The sequence below is a fragment of the Iamia sp. SCSIO 61187 genome (assembly GCF_019443745.1).
Classification (GTDB): Bacteria; Actinomycetota; Acidimicrobiia; order Acidimicrobiales; family Iamiaceae; genus Iamia.
In genome coordinates this window covers 2,190,999-2,208,038 of the sequence record NZ_CP050948.1, presented here as the reverse complement: position 1 = coordinate 2,208,038, position 17,040 = coordinate 2,190,999, and the positions used below count along the sequence as shown (strand labels likewise).

The following is a 17,040-nucleotide window of genomic DNA, read 5'->3' as shown; positions in this document are numbered from 1 at the left end:
GATCGCACCCTACCCCGGCGGAGGCTCGGCGCCGCGCACCCGGTCGGTCGCGCCCGCCCCGGCCGGCGTCGCCCCGGTCCGCGCCGCGTCGGGCGGGGCCTCGGCGCCGGTCGCGGGCAGGCCCTCGGCGTCGGGCGGCGCCACCTCGGCCCGGGCCGTCGGGGGCCCGCCCTCGACGTCCATGAGCAGGACCACGAGGGCGGCGGCGAGGACGAGGGCGGCGACGCCGCCGACGATGGCGCCGGAGTCGTTGAGGGCGCTGCCGAGCACGGCGGCCACGAGCGTGCCGGCCAGCGCGGCCGGGAGGGTCTCGAGGTCCGCCGTCAGGCGCCGGAGGGGTCGGGTCGGGAACCGGACGAGGTAGACCCACAGGGCGAGGGCGATCGGGATGGCCGCGACCCACAGCGACTCGGTCGACACCTGCAGGTTGGCGGCCAGCTTCCGCTCCACCAGCGAGAGCAGCGGGCCCAGACCCTCCTCCCCCACCCGCTCGAACAGGCGCCCGAGGTGGGCCCGGTCCCCCGGCGGGCGGGCCAGGTCGAGCAGCCCGAAGGCGACGATGGCGACCAGGGTCACCAGACCCGCCATCAGCAGGGCGCGGAGCCGGATCCGGCGCTTGGAGAGCACCAGCCCGAACACGAGGAGCGCCGGGGTGAACGCCAGCACCCCGCCCACGTCGGCGCCCCACGTCGGGAGGCCGATCACGACGACGGTGGCGAGCAGGAGGGCGGTGGCGAGGACCCGGCCGGTGCGCCCGGCGCGGACGGCGGCGACCCACGCCGCCAGCAGCAGGGCGGGGACGGCGATCTGGCCGTAGGAGTAGTTGCTCACGCCGTAGAGCCGGGAGTTGCCCGTCGGCGAGTAGCCGAAGGCGGCGCTCAGGCTCAGGCGCGACCCGGTCACCACGTCACCGACGATCACCCCACCCACGACGGCGAGCACGATGACGAGCGCCAGCCGAGGCCGGGCGCGCCACCGCGCCACGGCCGTGGCCCCAGCGGCGACGGCCAGCGAGATCAGGACGACGACCAGCCAGTAGAAGCGGGCGCCCTGCTCCTCCAGCGGGAAGGCGCGGGCCAGGTACGACGCCGGCAGGATGGCGAGGTCCCACAGGGCCGCGAAGGCGATCAGCCCCCGGGCCCGGGCGCTCCAGCCGTTGGTGTGGGCGGCCAGGCCGAGGGCGACGCACACGGCCAGCAGGAGGACCACGACGGTGGTCGTGGGGGTGAGGAGGCGCTCCCGGAAGCGGGAGGCGTCGTTCAGCGACACCAGGTGGTCGATGCGCTCGGCCGGCCCGTCGGAGGTGTCGACGGCGAGGGCCGGGCGCCCCTCCATCGAGGTGGGGCGGGGGATGTCGAAGCGGTCGAGGAGCGTCGGCGCCACGTCGGCGAGGGTCAGGAACCCCGCCCGCTGGCTGGAGCCCGAGCGGAGGTAGCCGGGATCGATCCCGGCGCCGGCCATGGCGGCGACGGTGAGGTCGCGGTCGCCCCTGCGGTTGTAGGGGGCGACGACGACCACCGTGTCCCGCGCCAGGTCCACGTCCTCCATGAGCCGGGCGACGAGCTGGTCGGTGGCGCCGAGGGCGTCGGTCCACAGCTCGTCGTAGCGCCCGGCGTCGACCGTCGAGCGGTAGCGCAGGACCCGGGCGGTGTCCGACGCCTCGACGAGGACCAGCCCACCGCCGGGGTGGGACGGTCCGGGTTCGGCGGCCGCCCACGCCGGGCCGAAGCGGTCGGCGACCGCGTCGATGTCGGTGCGGAGCCCGAAGGGCTGGGCCACGTCCGGGACGAGGAGGTCCTTGCCCAGGTGGCCGTTGGGCACCACCCCGTCGGTGTCGGTGAGGGCCAGCCCGACCTGGCGCTCGTAGCTGGGGCCGATCGACTCGGTGCCGTCGGCGTTGCCGATCACCGTCGCCGTCACCTCGGCGTCGAGCAGGGTGTCGGCCAGCAGACCGGGCTCGGCGTCGTAGGGCTCGTCGGCGTTGGCGGCGACGAGCACCGGCCACGACAGCGACACGTAGGGGCCGTCGGGTCGGACGCCGGTGCGCCGGGAGAAGATCTCGCCCGCGGCCGATCCCGAGCTCTCCTCGTCGAGGGCGAGGACCTGGCCGTCGACGGACGGCTCGGTCGCGGCCCGGGTCCCGGCCGAGATGGTGAGGTAGGCCTCGCCGGGCGTCGCCCGGGGTCCGATGGCCCGGGGGGCGAGGTCGGCGACCGCGGCCTGGGCGAACAGCTCCTCGAGGTGGGGCAGCTCGTGCTCGGCCACGTCGGCCCAGGTGAGGCCGGGGATCGACACGACCAGGACGCGCCCGGGCCGGCCGGCCACGGCCTCGTCGTCGCCGCCGTCCTGGGCCCCGGCGGGGGCGGCGGCCCCGAGCACCGTGACGAGGGCCAGCACGGCCAGGACGACCCGGCGGGCCACGCCGGCCGGGGTCATCGCCCCTCCTCCAGCCGCAGGCGTCCCAGGCCGTCGAGCGCGCGCAGCGGGGCGACGGCCTTGATGATCCGGCTGAAGGACACGACCTCGGAGAGGAGCGTGAGGGCCAGGAGGGCGGCGGCCACCCCGACCCGCACCGCCGGCGAGGCCGTCAGGACGGTGGCCACGCCCAGGGCGGCGCCGAAGGCGTTGGCGCCGGTGTCGCCCAGCATCGACCGCTCCCGCAGGTCGCCGGGCAGGAGACCGAGCCCCGCCCCCACGACCACGGCCAGGGCCACCCCGGTGGCGGCGGTGCCGGCGACGAGGAGGAGGGGGACGCCGGCCACCAGGCCGACCTTGAGGGTGCGCCCCGGGGCCCGGTCGAACAGGTTGCCCATGTTGGCGGCCAGGGCGATGAGGGCGGCGTCGACCAGGACCCGGCCGGGCCGGTCGCCGTCGACGGCGCCGGCGATCACCAGGGCCACCGAGGCCCCGCCGCCCAGCTTCACGAACCCGGTCGTGACCCGGCCCCGCAGGGCGGCCCGGACGTGGCCGCGGAGACCCCGGTCGTGGGCATCGCCCAGGAGGTCGTCGGCCAGGCCCAGGAACCCGAAGGCGACGACGGCGAGGAGGACGGCGGTGCGGGGGGCGGCGGTGTCGGCGTCGCCCAGGCCGACGAGGCCGAGAGCGGTCCGTCCCCCGTCGACGGCGACGACGGCGGCGACGAGCAGGAGCCCGGCGGCGGTCGGCAGGTGGTGGCCCCGGTAGTTCTCGCGGTCGAGGACGGGCTGGGCGAAGGTCGCCCGGGTCGTCCGCTCGAGCACGAGGGCGGCGGCCACCCCGGCCAGCAGGGCGAGCACCACGGTCATCGGGCCTCCAGGGCGTCGGGGGACGACCCCCACGAGGGCAGGCGGCGGGAGACGAGGACGGGCACGATGACGATGAGCATGGTGGCCGGCACGGCGACCGACGAATCGTTGACCACCAGGCCCAGCACGGCGAGGGCGCCGAGCCCGACGGCCAGGGCGGTGGCCGTGATCCCCCGGGGCCGCAGCCGGTCGAGCCACCGGCTGCCACCCCGGGCGACGACCGCGGCGTGCAGGCCGGCCGCCGCGACCAGCGCCAGGGCCAGGACCCACACCGCGGCGTCGGTCGACCCGAAGCTGGCGTGCACCCGTCGCAGGAGGGTGTCGGCGACCGAGGTGAACCGCCGGTTGACCACGTGCTCGCCCAGGCGGGCGAGGTGGGTCCGCGACCCGGGCGGGCGCGAGGCGTCGAGGAGCCCGAAGGCGACGACCGCCCCGAAGGACGCGGCCACGCTGGCCACCAGGTGCGTCCACCGGACGGTGCGCCCGGTCAGGACCATGGCGGTCAGGGCGAAGGCCGGGACCATGGAGGCGACCCCGCCCACGTCGGCCCCCAGCATGGGCAGCCCGTCGATGAGCACGGCGGCGACCAGCAGTCCCCCGGCGACCCCGAGGGTCCGGCGCCCCCCGCGCTCGACGAGGGCGACGGCGAAGGTGAGCGCGGCCGCGCTGAAGAGGGCGAAGGCGAGGTTGCCGAGCCCGGCGAAGCGCCCGGCCACGGCGGTCGAGTAGCCGAACACGGTGTTGACCTGGAGCGGCGCCCCGACGAGCACGTCGCCGCCGATCACCAGGAGGATCGAGCCCAGGCCCACGAGGATCCCGGTGCCGGGCCAGCGGCGCTCGAACAGCCACCCCACCAGCGCCACGACCACGGCGCAGGCGAGGACGGCGGCGGCGTAGGTCCCGAACCCCTGGCGGCCGTCGTCGATGTGGCCGGCCAGGTAGGTGCCGGGCACGACGCCGAGCATCCCGACCGCGGCCGGCCCGAGGGCGGGCCTCAGCCGGGCCGGCAGCCGCTCGCCGGCGGCGACGCCGAGGACGAGGAGGGCCAGGGCGGCGATGATGACCTGCACCACCACGGGGAGCCGGTCGTCGCGGGACCGGGCGGCGATGCCCTGGTCGATCAGGTCCCCGACCCGGTCGCCGGACCCGGCCTCGATGGCGAAGGGTCGGCCCTCGATCGACGTCGGCGGCTCCTCCCCCACCAGGGTCAGGACCGTGGGGGCGACGTCGGCCAGCAGCACGTACCCGGCCCGTCGGGTGGTCGCCGACCGCAGGAGGCCGGGCTCCACCCCGGGGGCCCGCAGGGCGACCAGGCCCGAGCCGCCGGGCGCGACCGGCGAGAGGACCAGGACGGCGTCGGTGCGGGGGTCGACCCGATCGAGGACGTCGCCCAGCAGGGCGTCGGCGTCCTCGAGGGCCTCGCGGCGGAGGGCGATGCGCTGCTCGGGGGTCGAGCGGGACCCGTAGGCCGCGGCCCGGCTGAGGTCGGACGCCTCGAGGAGGACCACCTCCCGGCGGTCCGGCAGCCACGAGCGGTCGAACGCGTCGAGGACCCGCGAGCGGGCGAACCGCCGGCCGAACGGGGCGTCGGGGTCCTCGAGGAGGAGGTCGCGCCCGACGGTGCCCTCGGGGACGATGCCGTCGCTCCGCATCAGGGCGGTCGCCGCGCTGCGGGAGAAGGCACCGTCGGGCGGGGGCTCGTCGATGGGGAAGCCCTCGGCGGCGTCGGCGTTGGCGATCACCGCCGAGGTGATGCCGGCGCGCGCGAGGGCGTCCCCGAGCGTCCCCGGGACGGCGCCGTAGGGCGAGTCGGCGTTGGCGTCGAGGGCCGCCCCCACCGGGAGGTAGGCGATGCCGGGGACGGCGCTGCCCAGGCGGCGGCGCAGGATGTCGGTGGCGAGCACGCCGCCGTGGAGCTCGTCGGGGTTGAGGGCGACGCCAGTGTCGATGCCGGGCACGACGGCTCGGGTTCCGGCACCGATGGTGAGGTAGGCCGCCGTCGTGCTGGCCGGGCCCCGACCGATCTGGCTGGACATCACGCCCACGGCGGCCTCGTCGACGAGCCCGTCGAGGACCGGCATGTCGGCCCGCCGGGCCTCGGACCACGACACCCCGGGCAGCGAGACGATGACCACCCGCTCGACGGCGACGGACCCGTCGAGGTCGCCGGCCGCGGCCGGAGCGGGGGCCGTCAGCCCCACGCCGAGCGTGGAGACGAGGGCGACGAGCGCCGCCGCCAGCCGTCGGCGGGTCACGGCAGCACCGAGTCCACCGCGCCCTCGCCGGCCGGCGTCGGGTCGGCGTGGCGGGGCGTGAGGCGGGAGCGCAGCCCGGAGACGCGGTACGCGATGAGGAGCCCGAGGGCACCCACGACGCTCAGCCCGCCGGCGACCACGGCGTCGGCCGCCATGCCGGTGCGGCTCGAGAGGAGCCTGTCGCTGGCGAACCACACGATCACGGCGACGGCGGCGGCGACCACGGCCATGGCCACGACGGCGGTGGGCAGCACCGACCCGCCCGCTCGGCGCGACAACCCGACGAGCAGGATCACCATCCCCACCAGGTAGGCCGACGAGTGGGCCAGCCCGAGGACGGTGACCCGAGCGGTGCCGTCGGTGAGGGGGGCACCGACGGCGAGCACGGCGAGCCCGGTGGCGGCGACCACGAGGGAGACGAGACCGGGCGTGCGGCTGTCGCCGAGGGCGTAGTACGCCCGGGCCAGCAGGAGGAAGGCGCTGTAGGGGAACAGGCCGAGGGCCAAGGTGGCGAGGGCGGCCCCGAGGAAGCTGTCGCCGTCGGCGGTGCTGTCGACGAGGGAGGCGACGATGCGCATGGCGGGCCCGCCCAGGGCGGCCAGGGCCACCGCCACGGGCAGGACCGTCAGGGCCATGCGCTCGAGCGCCCACCGCACCGAGGTGCGGAACTGGCGCAGGTCGTCGCCCCGGGCCTCGGTGACGAGCTCGGGGAGGATGGCGGTGTGGATCGGCTGGGCCAGGATCCCGTAGGGGGCGAGGAAGAAGACCCAGGCCGTCTGGTAGGCGACGACGGCACCGTCGACGCCGGAGCTGGCCACGATGGCGCCGCCGAGGATCGCTCCCGCGCAGCTGTGGAGGACGACGCCCCACCCGGCCGACCGGGCCACCTCGGCGACCCGGGCGTCCCGTCCCGGCCAGCGGGGACGGAGGCGGAACCCCGACGCCCGGCAGGCGACGAGGAGGATCCCGACGAAGGCGACCACGCCGCCGGTGCCGGCCACGACGAGGATCCACTGCTCCCCCGTCGAGATGTCGAGCCCCGGGTCGGGGCCGGCGACCCACCGGAACACGGCCAGCGAGGCCACCATCACGATGGTGTTGCCGATCGGCGCGGCGGCGGTGGCCAGGAAGCGGCGCTTGGCGTACAGGACCCCGGTCGCGACCGTCCCGGCGGCGTACAGCACCACCTGGGGCAGGAAGAGGCGAAGCAGGAACGTCACCAGCTCGCGCTGCTCGACGGCGTCGGGTGAGAGGGTCAGGAGCCGCCCCAGCAGCGGGGCGGCCAGGACGGCGGCGAGGACCAGCCCACCGAGGCCGACGAGGGCCAGGCCCAGGACCCCGCCGGCGACCTCTTCGGCCCCCTCGTCGTCGCCGGCGTCGAGGAGCCGCACGAAGGCGGGGACCAGGACCGCCGACAGGGCGCCGGCGGCGAGCAGCTCGAACAGCACGTTCGACAGCGAGTTGGCCGACTGGAAGGCGTCCCCCAGGGAGCTGAACCCCAGCACCGCCGCCACCACCAGGACGCGCAGGAAGCCCACCACCCGCGACACGGCGGTGATGGCCCCCATCCCCACCGCGGCCCGGACCGTGCCGGGACCCTCGCCCTCGGGCCGGGCCGGCCCGACCTCGCCCGCGGGCGCGCCCGCGTGCGTCACGTGCCAGCCGGCGCCAGCGCCGTGGCTTCCTCGCCCTGGCCGTAGTGACCCGCCGCCGTGCCCTCCTCGGCCTGGAGGATCGTCACCGTCGACGACAGCCCGAGGAAGGTGTCGATGTCGTCCACCGTGTCGTACAGCTCGGCCCGGCTGGCGTCGGTGCGCACCAGGGTCACGGCCGTCGGCGGCGGCTCCTCGGCCCCCTCGGGGAGCGGCGGCACGGTGGTGCTGACGATCACCGCCGGCAGGGGCGGGTCGGTCTCCTCCGCGGGCAGGAGGGTCAGGAGCAGCTCGTCGGCCTCCGGCTCGAGCCCGGGCTGGGTCACGTAGACGTAGCGGTAGCCCGTGCGCTCGAGGATCGGATCGTCGGCCGTGTAGGCCGGGCCGGGATCGAGTCGGACCAGGTCGGCGTCGAGGAGGGCTCGCACGACGTCGGGCCACTCGCCGTCGGGGGCCGCGGCGTCGTCACCGACGCCGGTGCCGTCGTCGCCGGCGGTCCCGCCGTCGTCGGGTGCGGTCGTGGCCGGGACCTCGGGCGCGGTGGTCGGGGCGCCGTCGGGCCCGGTGGTGGTGGCGCCGTCGGGCACCGTCGTGGTGGTCCCGGCCCCCGGCTCCTCGGTGCCCGGGTCCGCGGCCTCGCCGGGGTCGGCGGGCGCCCCGGCCGCCACCAGGGCGGCCACCAGCTGGTCGGTGACCTCCGAGCCCTCGACGTCGTCGGGGTCGAGGCCGAGCTCCTCGGCCAGGTCGGCGTCGACCCCGTCGACGAAGGCCAGGTCGTCGCGCAGCGCGAGGGTGCCCCGCAGGTCGGCGTCGGCGTTGTCGAGGATCAGCCGGAGGGTGTCGAGGGTGCCCTGGTCGACGCCGGGCGCGGCCACGATCAGCACCGGCTGGTCGGTCAGCTGGCCGGCGAGGAGCGCCTCGCTGGCCCGGATCAGCCCCAGGTCGCGGCCGTTGGCCCGGTCGACCAGCTCCTGCAGGCGGCGGTTCTCGGCCTCGGTGTCGGCGATGCGGGCCTCGGCGTTGCGGATGTTCCGGTCGAGCTGGTCGACGGTCGCCCGATCGAGGAACGTGCTGCCGAGGAGCGTGCCGATCCCGAGGGCGAGGAAGATCGCGGTGATCGAGACGATGTGGTAGCGGATGTTGATCATCGGAGGGGGCGGGTCCCGGGGCAGGCGGTCATCGGAGGGGCAGCACCAGGCCGCGCACGACGGTGCGGATCGGCTCGCTCACCACGCCGATGATGATCATGGTGATGATGGCCGCCAGCACGAGCGGCAGGAGGTCACGGGTCCCGACGTGGGTCGTGTACAGGCGGTTCACGCCCTTGGCGTCGACGAGGATGGGGCCGACCTTCAGGCGCACCAGGAACGTCGAGGCCATCCCCGGTCGACCCTTGTCGAGGAAGTCGACCATGTGCGAGTGGGTGCCCACGGCCACGATGAGCTCGGCGCCCCGCTCGTAGGCCATGAGCATGGCGATGTCCTCGGAGGTCCCGACCGACGCGAACACGGCGTGGTCGAGGCCCAGCTCGTCGAGGTACTCCGAGCCGGGCGCCCGCCCGTCGGCGTAGCCGTGGACGACCAGGGCGGCGCCGCTGCGCAGGGCCCGCTCGCTCACCGAGTCCATGTCGCCGATGATCACGTCGGGCGTCATGCCCATCTCGAGGAAGGCGTCGGCCCCGCCGTCGACGCCGACGAGGAGCGGCTTCTGCTCCTTGAGGTAGCCGCTGCGCCGCAGCAGCTCGAGGTCCTTCTTGTAGTCGACGCCGCGGACGACGACGAGGACCTGACGGCCCCGGAAGTCGACGTCGATCTCCGGGATGTCGGGGTCGTCGACCAGCAGGTGGCCCTCGCGCTGGATGTAGGTGAGGGTGTTCTCGGCGAACCGCTGGAGCTCGGCGCCCATCGTGGTGCGCGCCTTCTCGAGGACGACGCCGAAGGTGCCGATGTCCTGGCGGTGGCCCCGGGCGACCTCGGTCCCGTCGACCACCTCCTCGGCGAAGGCCACGACCCGGTCCCCGTCGATGGCGATCGGCGTCCCGTCGGCCACCGCCTCCATCACGCCGGAGCCGACCCCGTCGAGGACGGCCACGCCGGCCGCCGACAGCAGGAGGGGCCCGGCGTTCGGGTACCGCCCCGAGATGCACGACGAGGCGTTGACGACGGCCACCACGCCGGCGGCGATCAGGCTCTCGGTGGCGACGGTGTCGAGGTCCTCGTGGTCGATGACCGCGATCTCTCCGGGCAGGATGCGCTTGGCCAGGTCCTTCGTCCGCTTCCCGACCCGGGCGACCCCCACCACGGCCGGCCACGCCTCGGTCGGGGGCGGAGGGTGGACGTCGGTGCCGACGTCTCCGCTGTCGTCCTCGGCCATTTCGGCGATCCTACGTCACACGAAGTTCACCCCCCGCTCCCGATCCGGGGTCGGCTCCCCCGTCCCGGCGGTCAGCCGGGGCGGGTGGCGGCGGCGGTGGCGAGGAGCTCGGCGGCGGCCTCCCGCACTCGGGGGCTGTCGGGGGTGCCCGAGAGCATCCGGGACAGCTCGACCACCCGGTCGTCGCCCTCGATCAGCACCGCCTCCGACGTGGCCCGGCCGCCGGTGGAGCGCTTGGTGACCCCGATCTGGGCGGTGGCGAAGGCCGCCACCTGGGCCAGGTGGGTGACCACGAGGACCTGGCGATCCCGGGCCAGGGCGGCCAGGGCCCGGCCCACGGCGACGGCGGCCTCGCCCCCGATGCCGGCGTCGACCTCGTCGAACACGAGGGTCGGCTGGTCCGCGGTCAGCACCAGGCGCAGGGCCAGCCCGGTGCGGGCCAGCTCGCCGCCCGACGCGGCCTTGGCCACGGGCAGGGCGGGGGCGCCCCGATCGGCGGCGAGGAGCACGGCGACGTCGTCGCCCGGGTCGGCGTCGCCCACGGTGACCCGGACCTCGGCGCCGGGGAGGGCGAGGTCGCGCAGGTGGCGGGTCACGGCCCGGGCCAGCCGGGGGGCGGCGGTGCGACGGGCCGCGCCCACCGCGGCCTCGGCCCGGGCCACGGCGGCCACGGCCTCGGCCCGCTCCGCATCGAGGGCGGCGGCCCGCTCGTCGTGGGCCTCGAGGTCGGCCAGGCGGTCGGAGGCCTCGTCGCGGTAGGCGATGACGTCGCCGAGGGTCCCGGCCCCGGTGGCCGGCGCGGCGTCGGGCCCGGCGCGAGCGGTCCCGTACTTGCGGATGAGGTCGACGAGGAGCTGGCGCCGCTCCCGCACCACGGCGAGGCGCTCGGGGTCGTCGACCACCCGGTCGACCGCGTCGCGCAGCTCGCCGGCGAGGTCCTCGACCTCGGCCAGCGCCGCGGCCAGGCGGTCGGCCAGGTCGGCGAAGGGGGCCCGCCCGGCCACGGCGGCGTGGGCGGCGGCCAGGGCGTCGCGGCCCCCGCCCTCGGCTCCGACGACCTCGGCGGCGGTGGCCGCTGCCTCCCGGTGGCTCGTGGCGTCGGCCAGGGCGTCCTCCTCGGCGTCGAGGGCGGTGTCCTCGTCGGGATCACCGACGCCGGCGTCCTCCAGCTCGGCCAGCTGGTAGCGGAGGAGGTCGATCTCGCGGGCGCGGGCCCCGGCATCGCCCCCCAGCGCGGCCAGGCGCCGGTCGATCTCGGCCACCCGGGCCCGGGCCGCGGCCAGCGGGGCCAGGTCGATCCCGGCGGCCCGGTCGAGGGCCTCCCGCTGGGCGGCCGTGGTGAGCAGGGCCTGGTGGGCGTGCTGGCCGAGCAGGTCGACCAGCTCGCGACCCCGCTCGGCCAGCGCTGCGGCGGTGGCCATGCGCCCGTCGAGGTAGGCGCGCGAGCGTCCGTCGCGGGGCACGACGCGCGTCAGCACGACCTCGTCGTCGCCGTCGGCGAAGCGGCCCTCCACGACGGCCTCGGCCGCGCCCGGACGCACGAGGGCGGGGTCGGCCCGGCCGCCGAGGAGCAGGGCGATGGCCTCGACCAGCATCGTCTTGCCCGCCCCGGTCTCGCCGGTCAGCGCGGTCAGCCCGGGTCCGAGCACCAGCCGGGCGCGGTCGATGACCCCGAGGTCGGTGACGGCCAGCTCGACGAGCATCACCCCTCTCTACCCCACGGACGCATCCGCCGAGCCGGATGGCCCGCGAACCGGTCCGACCGGCCCGGCGGCAGTCGGCCTCACCTGTCGCTGAGGCCGAACTTGGCCTTCAGGATCCCGTGGAAGTTGCGGTCGCCGAAGGTGACCAGCCTCGCCGGCTGGCCGGCGGCGGTGGCGACGATGGCGTCGCCGACGTCGATCTGGCCGGCGCTGCGACCGTCGATCGAGACGGTGGCGGGGCGGTCGCCCTCGACCTCGAGGCGGACCTGGGTGGTCGGCGTCAGGACCAGGGCCCGGTCGAAGAGCGAGTGGGGCGCCACGGGCGCCAGGACGAGGGCCCGGTGGGTCGGGTCCACGATCGGGCCCCGGGCCGAGAGGGCGTAGGCGGTGGAGCCGGTCGGGGTGCCGACGATCATGCCGTCGGCGGCGTAGGTGGTGAAGGGCTCGCCGTCGAGGACGACCCCGATGCGGACCATCCGTCCGGTCGGGGTCTTCTCCAGGACGACCTCGTTGAGGGCGAGGTAGGAGCCGTCGGGCAGCGGCTCGGGGGCGTCGTCGCCGTCCGGGGCGATGGCGAGCCCGGCGGCGCACTCGACCCGGACGGCGAGCAGCATCCGCTCGACGACCGCGGCCCCGCCGGCCTCCCACCGCTCGAGGGCCACCTGCCACTGCGCCGGGTCGACCTCGGTGAGGTAGCCGAGCTGGCCGACGTTGACCCCCAGCACGGGGACCCCGTGGCGGGCGGCCTCGTCGACGGCCCGCAGCATGGTGCCGTCGCCGCCGACGCTGACGACCAGCTCGGCCCCGGCGACGTCGTCGACGACCTCGTGGCCCCGCCCGCGGAGCCAGCGGGAGATGACGTCCACCAGGTCGGCGGCCTCGTCCCGCTCGGGGTGGCGGCGCAGGGCGACGGCGCTCACGCCTCCCCCTGCTCGTGGGCGAGGGCCACCAGGGCGTCGGCGTCGAGCACGCTCGGGGGCACGCCGGGGCCGGGGGCCCGGGCGTGGAGGAGGAACTCGAGGTTCCCGTCGCGACCGCGGAGGGGCGAGGGCATGGCGGCCATGATGGCGGCTCCGGCGGCACCGAGCGCGGCAGCGACGCCGGTGAGGGCTGCGGCCCACGCGTCCGGGTCCCGCACGATGCCGCGGCCACGGTCGACGACCTCCTTGGGCGCCTCGAACTGGGGCTTCACCAGGGCGACGAGGTCGGCGCCCGGCGCGGCCAGGGCGAGGACGGCGGGCAGGACGGTCCGCAGCGACGTGAACGACACGTCGACGGTCACGATGGTGGGCGCCTCGGCGAGGGGCGCGACGGACCGGACGTCGGTCCGCTCGCGGGACGTCACCCGGGGGTCGGCCAGCAGGCTCTCGTGGAGCTGGGCCCGCCCGACGTCCACCGCCACCACGTGGCGGGCGCCGTGGGCGAGCAGGCACGAGGTGAAGCCCCCGGTCGACGACCCGACGTCGAGGGCGAGCCGGTCGGCGACGACGAGCCCGAAGCGGTCGAGGGCGGCGTGGAGCTTCTCCCCCGCCCGGCTGAGGTAGCGGGGGCGGGGTGGGACGAGGGCGACGGCGTCGCCCGGGTCGACCTGGCGGCCGGGGTTGGTGGCCGGTGCCCCGCCGACGAGGACGTCGCCGGCGGCGATGGCGGACCGCGCCGCCTCCCGGTCGGGGGCCAGGCCCCGGCGGACGAGCTCGGCGTCGAGGGCCCGGCGGCGTCCGCTCACCCCGGGGCCCGGCGCGGCACGGCTCGCCGCGTCGACCGCGCGGAGGCTCGGGGTCCGGTCAGCGGGTCAGGCCTGCTTCTTGGCCGCGGTGGCCTTCTTGGCCGGCGCCTTCTTGGCCGGCGCCTTCTTGGCCGCCTTCTTCGTCGTGCCGGTGGCCTTCTTGGCCGCCTTCTTGGTGGTCCCGGTGGCCTTCTTGGCCGCCTTCTTGGTCGTGCCGGTGGCCTTCTTGGCCGCCTTCTTGGTCGTCCCGGTGGCCTTCTTGGCCGCCTTCTTGGTCGAGCCCGCCGCCTTGGTGGCGGTGGCGGTGGCCGCACCTGTGGCGGCGCGGGGCGTCGGGCGGCCCTCGCGGGTGGCGGCCGCCTTCTTGCCGGCGACCTTGCGCACCGCGGTGGCGGTGTCGTAGCCGGTGAGCTCCTCGATCCGCTTCTCGAGGCGGGCGAGCTCGGCCTGGCCGACGAGGCCGAGCGAGACGACCTGCTCGCGCACCTCGTTGCGGATGGTGTCGAGCAGGCGCTCGGTGTTCTGGCGACTGCGCTCGAGCAGCTCGGCCACGGCCGTCTGCGCCTGCTCGGTCTGCACCTCCCCGGCGTTCACCAGGTCCTCGACGATGGCCTGGGCCTTCGACTGGGTGAGGGACGTGAAGGCGATGCCGGCATCGAGGTACCGCTTGAAGGGGTTGTCAGCCATGGACGCAAGGGTACCCCTCCCCTGTCCTGCTTGCAAGAGTTTGCACTCTGCTCGCGTCAGGCTCTCGACGCGGCGACGAGGGCGGACAGGTCGGCGGCGACGGCGTCGGGGCGGGGCTCGGCCCCCTCGGCGGAACGAGTGACGCCGCTCAGGACCAGCCCGAAGCGCCAGCCCAGGACGCGGGCGAGGAGGCCGTCGGTGTCGAGCCGGTCCCCCACCACGGTCCCCGTCGGGCCCAGCTCGGACCGGATCCGGTCGGCCATGGGCCGGTGGGGCTTGCCCGCGACGGTCGCCGTCACCCCGGTGGCGCGCTCGACGGCGGCGAGGGTGGCCCCGCCGCCGGGGACCAGGCCGTCGGCCGCCGGGTAGGTGGCGTCGTCGTTGCTGGCGAGCAGGCGGGCGCCGCGGAGCACTGCCGTGGAGGCCCAGCGCAGGCGATCGTGGTCGACCGCCCGCCAGTACCCGCACAGCACGGTGTCGACCGGCCCCGGGTCGGTGCCGTCGTTCACGACCGCCACCGCACCGACCGCGGTCACCGCCTCGGTGAGCCCGTCGCCCCCGCAGACCAGCACCCGCTCCCCCGGCGCGACGAGCGTGGCCGCGGCTTGGGCCGAGGTCCGCACCGCCCCCGTCCCGTCGATCCCGTGCCGGGCCAGCTTGGCCTCGACCTCGGCGATCGTGTGGGCCGAGCTGTTCGTCACGAACACGACGGTGGCCCCCGCCGCCCGGATGTCGGCCACGGCCGCGGCGGAGCCGGGGACGGGCTCGTCCCCCCGCCAGATCACACCGTCGAGGTCGAGGGCCCAGGGCGATCGGTCCATCGACCGAGGTTGGCACCCCGGCCCCACCGCTCAGAACATGCGCACCCAGAACGTCCTCGCCGTCGTCGTGGGGGCGAGGCCCCCGACGTCGGTCAGCGTGGGGGCGGCGAGGACCGAGAGGCCACCGGGAGCGGTGGCCGTGCCGAGCGAGGTGCAGCCCTTGCCGGCGCACGAACCGACGGTGACGATGACGGACGTCCCGTCCGGGCTCAGGGCGACGACGCCGGTGAAGGCGGCGGACCGGTTGTTGCCGATGACGTACTCGGTCGACCCCGTGTCCCGCCGCCCCGAGAGGACACCCGGCAGGTCCAGGGTGTCGTTGCCCCCGCCGGGGGCGTCGTCCAGGAGCAGCGTCGTCGCCGTGGGCACCGAGGCCGCCGCCAACGGCTCGGAGAAGGTGACGGTGAGGGTGTCGCCGGGCTCGATGCTCCCGTCGACCGCCCCGTCGAGCCCCCCGACGGCGACCGGCACCGGCCGGGCGCCGTCGGTGGGGGCCACGGCGGCGAACCCGGCCCGGTTGCCGGCGGCGTCGGCGACGCCGGCGGGGCTGGGGGTGAGGGCGACGGTCATGGCGCCGACGGCGGTGTCGGCCGCCCCCGCGCCCTCGGTGATCGTCAGCGTCGCCGTCGACCCCGCCACGCTCACCGCCGTCAGCGCGCCCCCCGAGGGGACGTGGGCGAGGGTCCACGGGGCGACGTCGACCGCGCCCGGTGCGAGGGGTTCGGTCCAGACGACGACGACCCGGTCGACGCGTCCGTCCTCGGTGACGTCGAGCAGGGTCGTCGCGAGGGGGACCGGGGGGGCACGGTCGGCGACGGCCGTGGCCGGGCCACCGGTGACGGCCGCCTGGTTGCCGGCCGCGTCGCGCACCCCCTGGGGGTGGGCGGCGATCCCGATGTGGAACGCGGGCGTCACCGTGGTCGACGCCGGCCCGGCGCCCTCGGCGAGCGTCAGCGTGGCGGTGCGGCCCGCCACCGAGACCGATGCCAGCACCCCACCCGACGGGACGGTGCCCAGGTCCCACACGGACGTCGGGGCCGACCAGGGCGCCAGCGGCTCGGAGAAGGTGACGGCCACCCGGTCGATGCGGGCATCGCCGTCGTCGTCGAACGCCAGACGGTCGACCGGGTACGGCGCCGCCCCGTCGCGCGGGGTCGTCGGGCCGAACGACGCCGGGTTGCCGGCGGCGTCGCCGACCCCGGCGGTGGCGGCCAGGGCGACGGTGGACGACCCGACGCTCGTGTCGGGGGCGCCGGGGCCCGGGGCGAGGGCGATGGTGAGGTCGGGACCGGCGACCGTGACCGCGCCCGCGGTGGCCCCCGAGGGGGCGCCGACCAGCGTCACCGCCGGGCTGCCGGCGGCGGTGGCGACGAGGCTCTCGGACATCCGCACCGCGACCCGGTCGACCTTGCCGTCGGCGGGGGCGACGTCGAGCATCTGCGGCGCCGCCGTCGGGATCGGGGCGGCCCGGTCCTGGACCGGTGTGGCCGGGAAGGTGCTCCGGTGGCCGTGGGCGTCCCGCACCCCCGAGGCATCGCTGGTCAGGGCCACGCGGAAGCCTCCGACGGCGGTCGTGACGGTCGTGCCCTCGTGCAGGTCGAGGGTGGCCACGGCGCCGGACACGGCGACCGAGGAGAGCGACGCGCCGACGGGCGGCGAGGTGAGGGTCCAGGGGGCCGTCCCGGCGGAGTAGGGCGCCAGGGCCTCGTCGAAGGTGGCGGTGACCCGGTCGAGCCGGCCGTTCCCGTCGACGTCGAAGGCCTCGAGGGCGGTCAGGGTCGGGCTGTCGACCACGGTGACGGCGGCGGCGGCGACGAGCCCGTCGGCCCCGGTCACGACCACGTCGTGAGGGGAGTCGTCGGTCCCGGCCGGGATCGTCACCGAGACGGTCGCAGTGCCGCCCGGGCCGACGACCGCCGGGGTCCCGGCGAGCGCCGGGCCGGTCGGGCCGTCGAGGTGGAAGCTGATCGCGGTGCCGCCGGTGAAGCCGGAGACGGTGCCCGTCAGGGTGGCCGGCAGGGCCCCGATCGTGGTCGGCTCGGCCAGCACCAGGTGGGCGGCGCGGACCGTGATGGGCGCGCTCGGGGGGCTCTCGCCGCCGATCCACGGCGCCAGCACGGGCGTGACCGTGTAGCGCCAGTCCCCCGCCGGGACGTCGGCCTCGACGCACGACAGGCCGGTGACGGGTCCCTCGCACCCGGCGCCGACGGGCTGCTCGACCCCGGCGACGCTGGAGCGTCGGACGAGGTAGGTCGCGACGGGTGTGCCCCCCGACAGCGTGAGCGGGTCCCACTGCACGCTGACCTGGCGACCGACGGCGGCGACGGTGGGCGGCGCGCCGGACGCCAGGGTCTGCACCGCCGCGCTCCCGTGGCCGATCGATCCCCCCGACCAGCTGGCGAGCCAGGTGGCGAGCGGATCGCCCGGGGCCAGGGCGGCACCGAGGGCCGCCGCCACCACCGCTCCGACGAGGAGGCGGTGGACGACGGCGACCCTCAGGGCGAACCCGGCCGGGGGCATGGCCGTCGGACCCTCGGTC

12 protein-coding genes are annotated in these 17,040 nt (G+C 76.6%); all 12 read right to left on the bottom strand.

The annotated features are described in order from the left end of the window. Positions 1-9: 9 nt before the first annotated feature. A complete protein-coding gene (locus HC251_RS10605) occupies positions 10-2,436 on the bottom strand; it encodes a hypothetical protein (RefSeq protein WP_219945258.1) in 2,427 nt (808 codons plus the stop codon). After that, complete coding sequence (locus tag HC251_RS10600; protein ID WP_219945257.1) at positions 2,433-3,284, bottom strand: hypothetical protein; 852 nt, start codon at positions 3,282-3,284, stop codon at positions 2,433-2,435. Before HC251_RS10600 ends, HC251_RS10605 begins: the two co-directional genes overlap by 4 nt. Then, a complete protein-coding gene (locus HC251_RS10595) occupies positions 3,281-5,539 on the bottom strand; it encodes a hypothetical protein (RefSeq protein WP_219945256.1) in 2,259 nt (752 codons plus the stop codon). The genes HC251_RS10600 and HC251_RS10595 overlap by 4 nt, the downstream gene beginning before the upstream one ends. Then, positions 5,536-7,194 (bottom strand): lipid II flippase MurJ, encoded by a 1,659-nt coding sequence (locus HC251_RS10590; RefSeq protein ID WP_219945255.1) that lies wholly within the window; start codon positions 7,192-7,194, stop codon positions 5,536-5,538. The genes HC251_RS10595 and HC251_RS10590 overlap by 4 nt, the downstream gene beginning before the upstream one ends. Next, the gene (locus HC251_RS10585; RefSeq protein ID WP_219945254.1) at positions 7,191-8,339 is read right to left on the bottom strand and encodes a copper transporter; all 1,149 of its coding nucleotides are present in this window, start codon (positions 8,337-8,339) and stop codon (positions 7,191-7,193) included. The genes HC251_RS10590 and HC251_RS10585 overlap by 4 nt, the downstream gene beginning before the upstream one ends. Before the next feature lie 28 nt (positions 8,340-8,367). Further along, positions 8,368-9,564, bottom strand: coding sequence for a putative cytokinetic ring protein SteA (gene steA, locus HC251_RS10580; RefSeq protein ID WP_219945253.1), 1,197 nt, complete (start codon positions 9,562-9,564; stop codon positions 8,368-8,370). A gap of 71 nt (positions 9,565-9,635) precedes the next feature. After that, complete coding sequence (locus HC251_RS10575) at positions 9,636-11,267, bottom strand: DNA repair protein RecN (RefSeq protein WP_219945252.1); 1,632 nt, start codon at positions 11,265-11,267, stop codon at positions 9,636-9,638. Between the two features lie 80 nt (positions 11,268-11,347). Further along, on the bottom strand, positions 11,348-12,187 hold the full coding sequence (locus HC251_RS10570; protein ID WP_219945251.1) for an NAD(+)/NADH kinase: 840 nt from the start codon (positions 12,185-12,187) through the stop codon (positions 11,348-11,350). Next, positions 12,184-12,993 carry a TlyA family RNA methyltransferase gene (locus tag HC251_RS10565; RefSeq protein WP_219945250.1) on the bottom strand — a complete coding sequence of 270 codons (810 nt, stop codon included), beginning with the start codon at positions 12,991-12,993 and terminating at the stop codon, positions 12,184-12,186. The genes HC251_RS10570 and HC251_RS10565 overlap by 4 nt, the downstream gene beginning before the upstream one ends. Before the next feature lie 66 nt (positions 12,994-13,059). Further along, positions 13,060-13,680, bottom strand: a complete 621-nt coding sequence (locus tag HC251_RS10560; RefSeq protein ID WP_219945249.1) for a phasin family protein — start codon at positions 13,678-13,680, stop codon at positions 13,060-13,062. A gap of 56 nt (positions 13,681-13,736) precedes the next feature. After that, entirely contained in the window at positions 13,737-14,501 is a 765-nt protein-coding gene (locus HC251_RS10555) for an HAD-IIA family hydrolase (RefSeq protein WP_219945248.1), read from the bottom strand. A gap of 30 nt (positions 14,502-14,531) precedes the next feature. Beyond that, entirely contained in the window at positions 14,532-17,021 is a 2,490-nt protein-coding gene (locus HC251_RS10550; RefSeq protein ID WP_219945247.1) for a hypothetical protein, read from the bottom strand. Between the last annotated feature and the right edge of the window lie 19 nt (positions 17,022-17,040).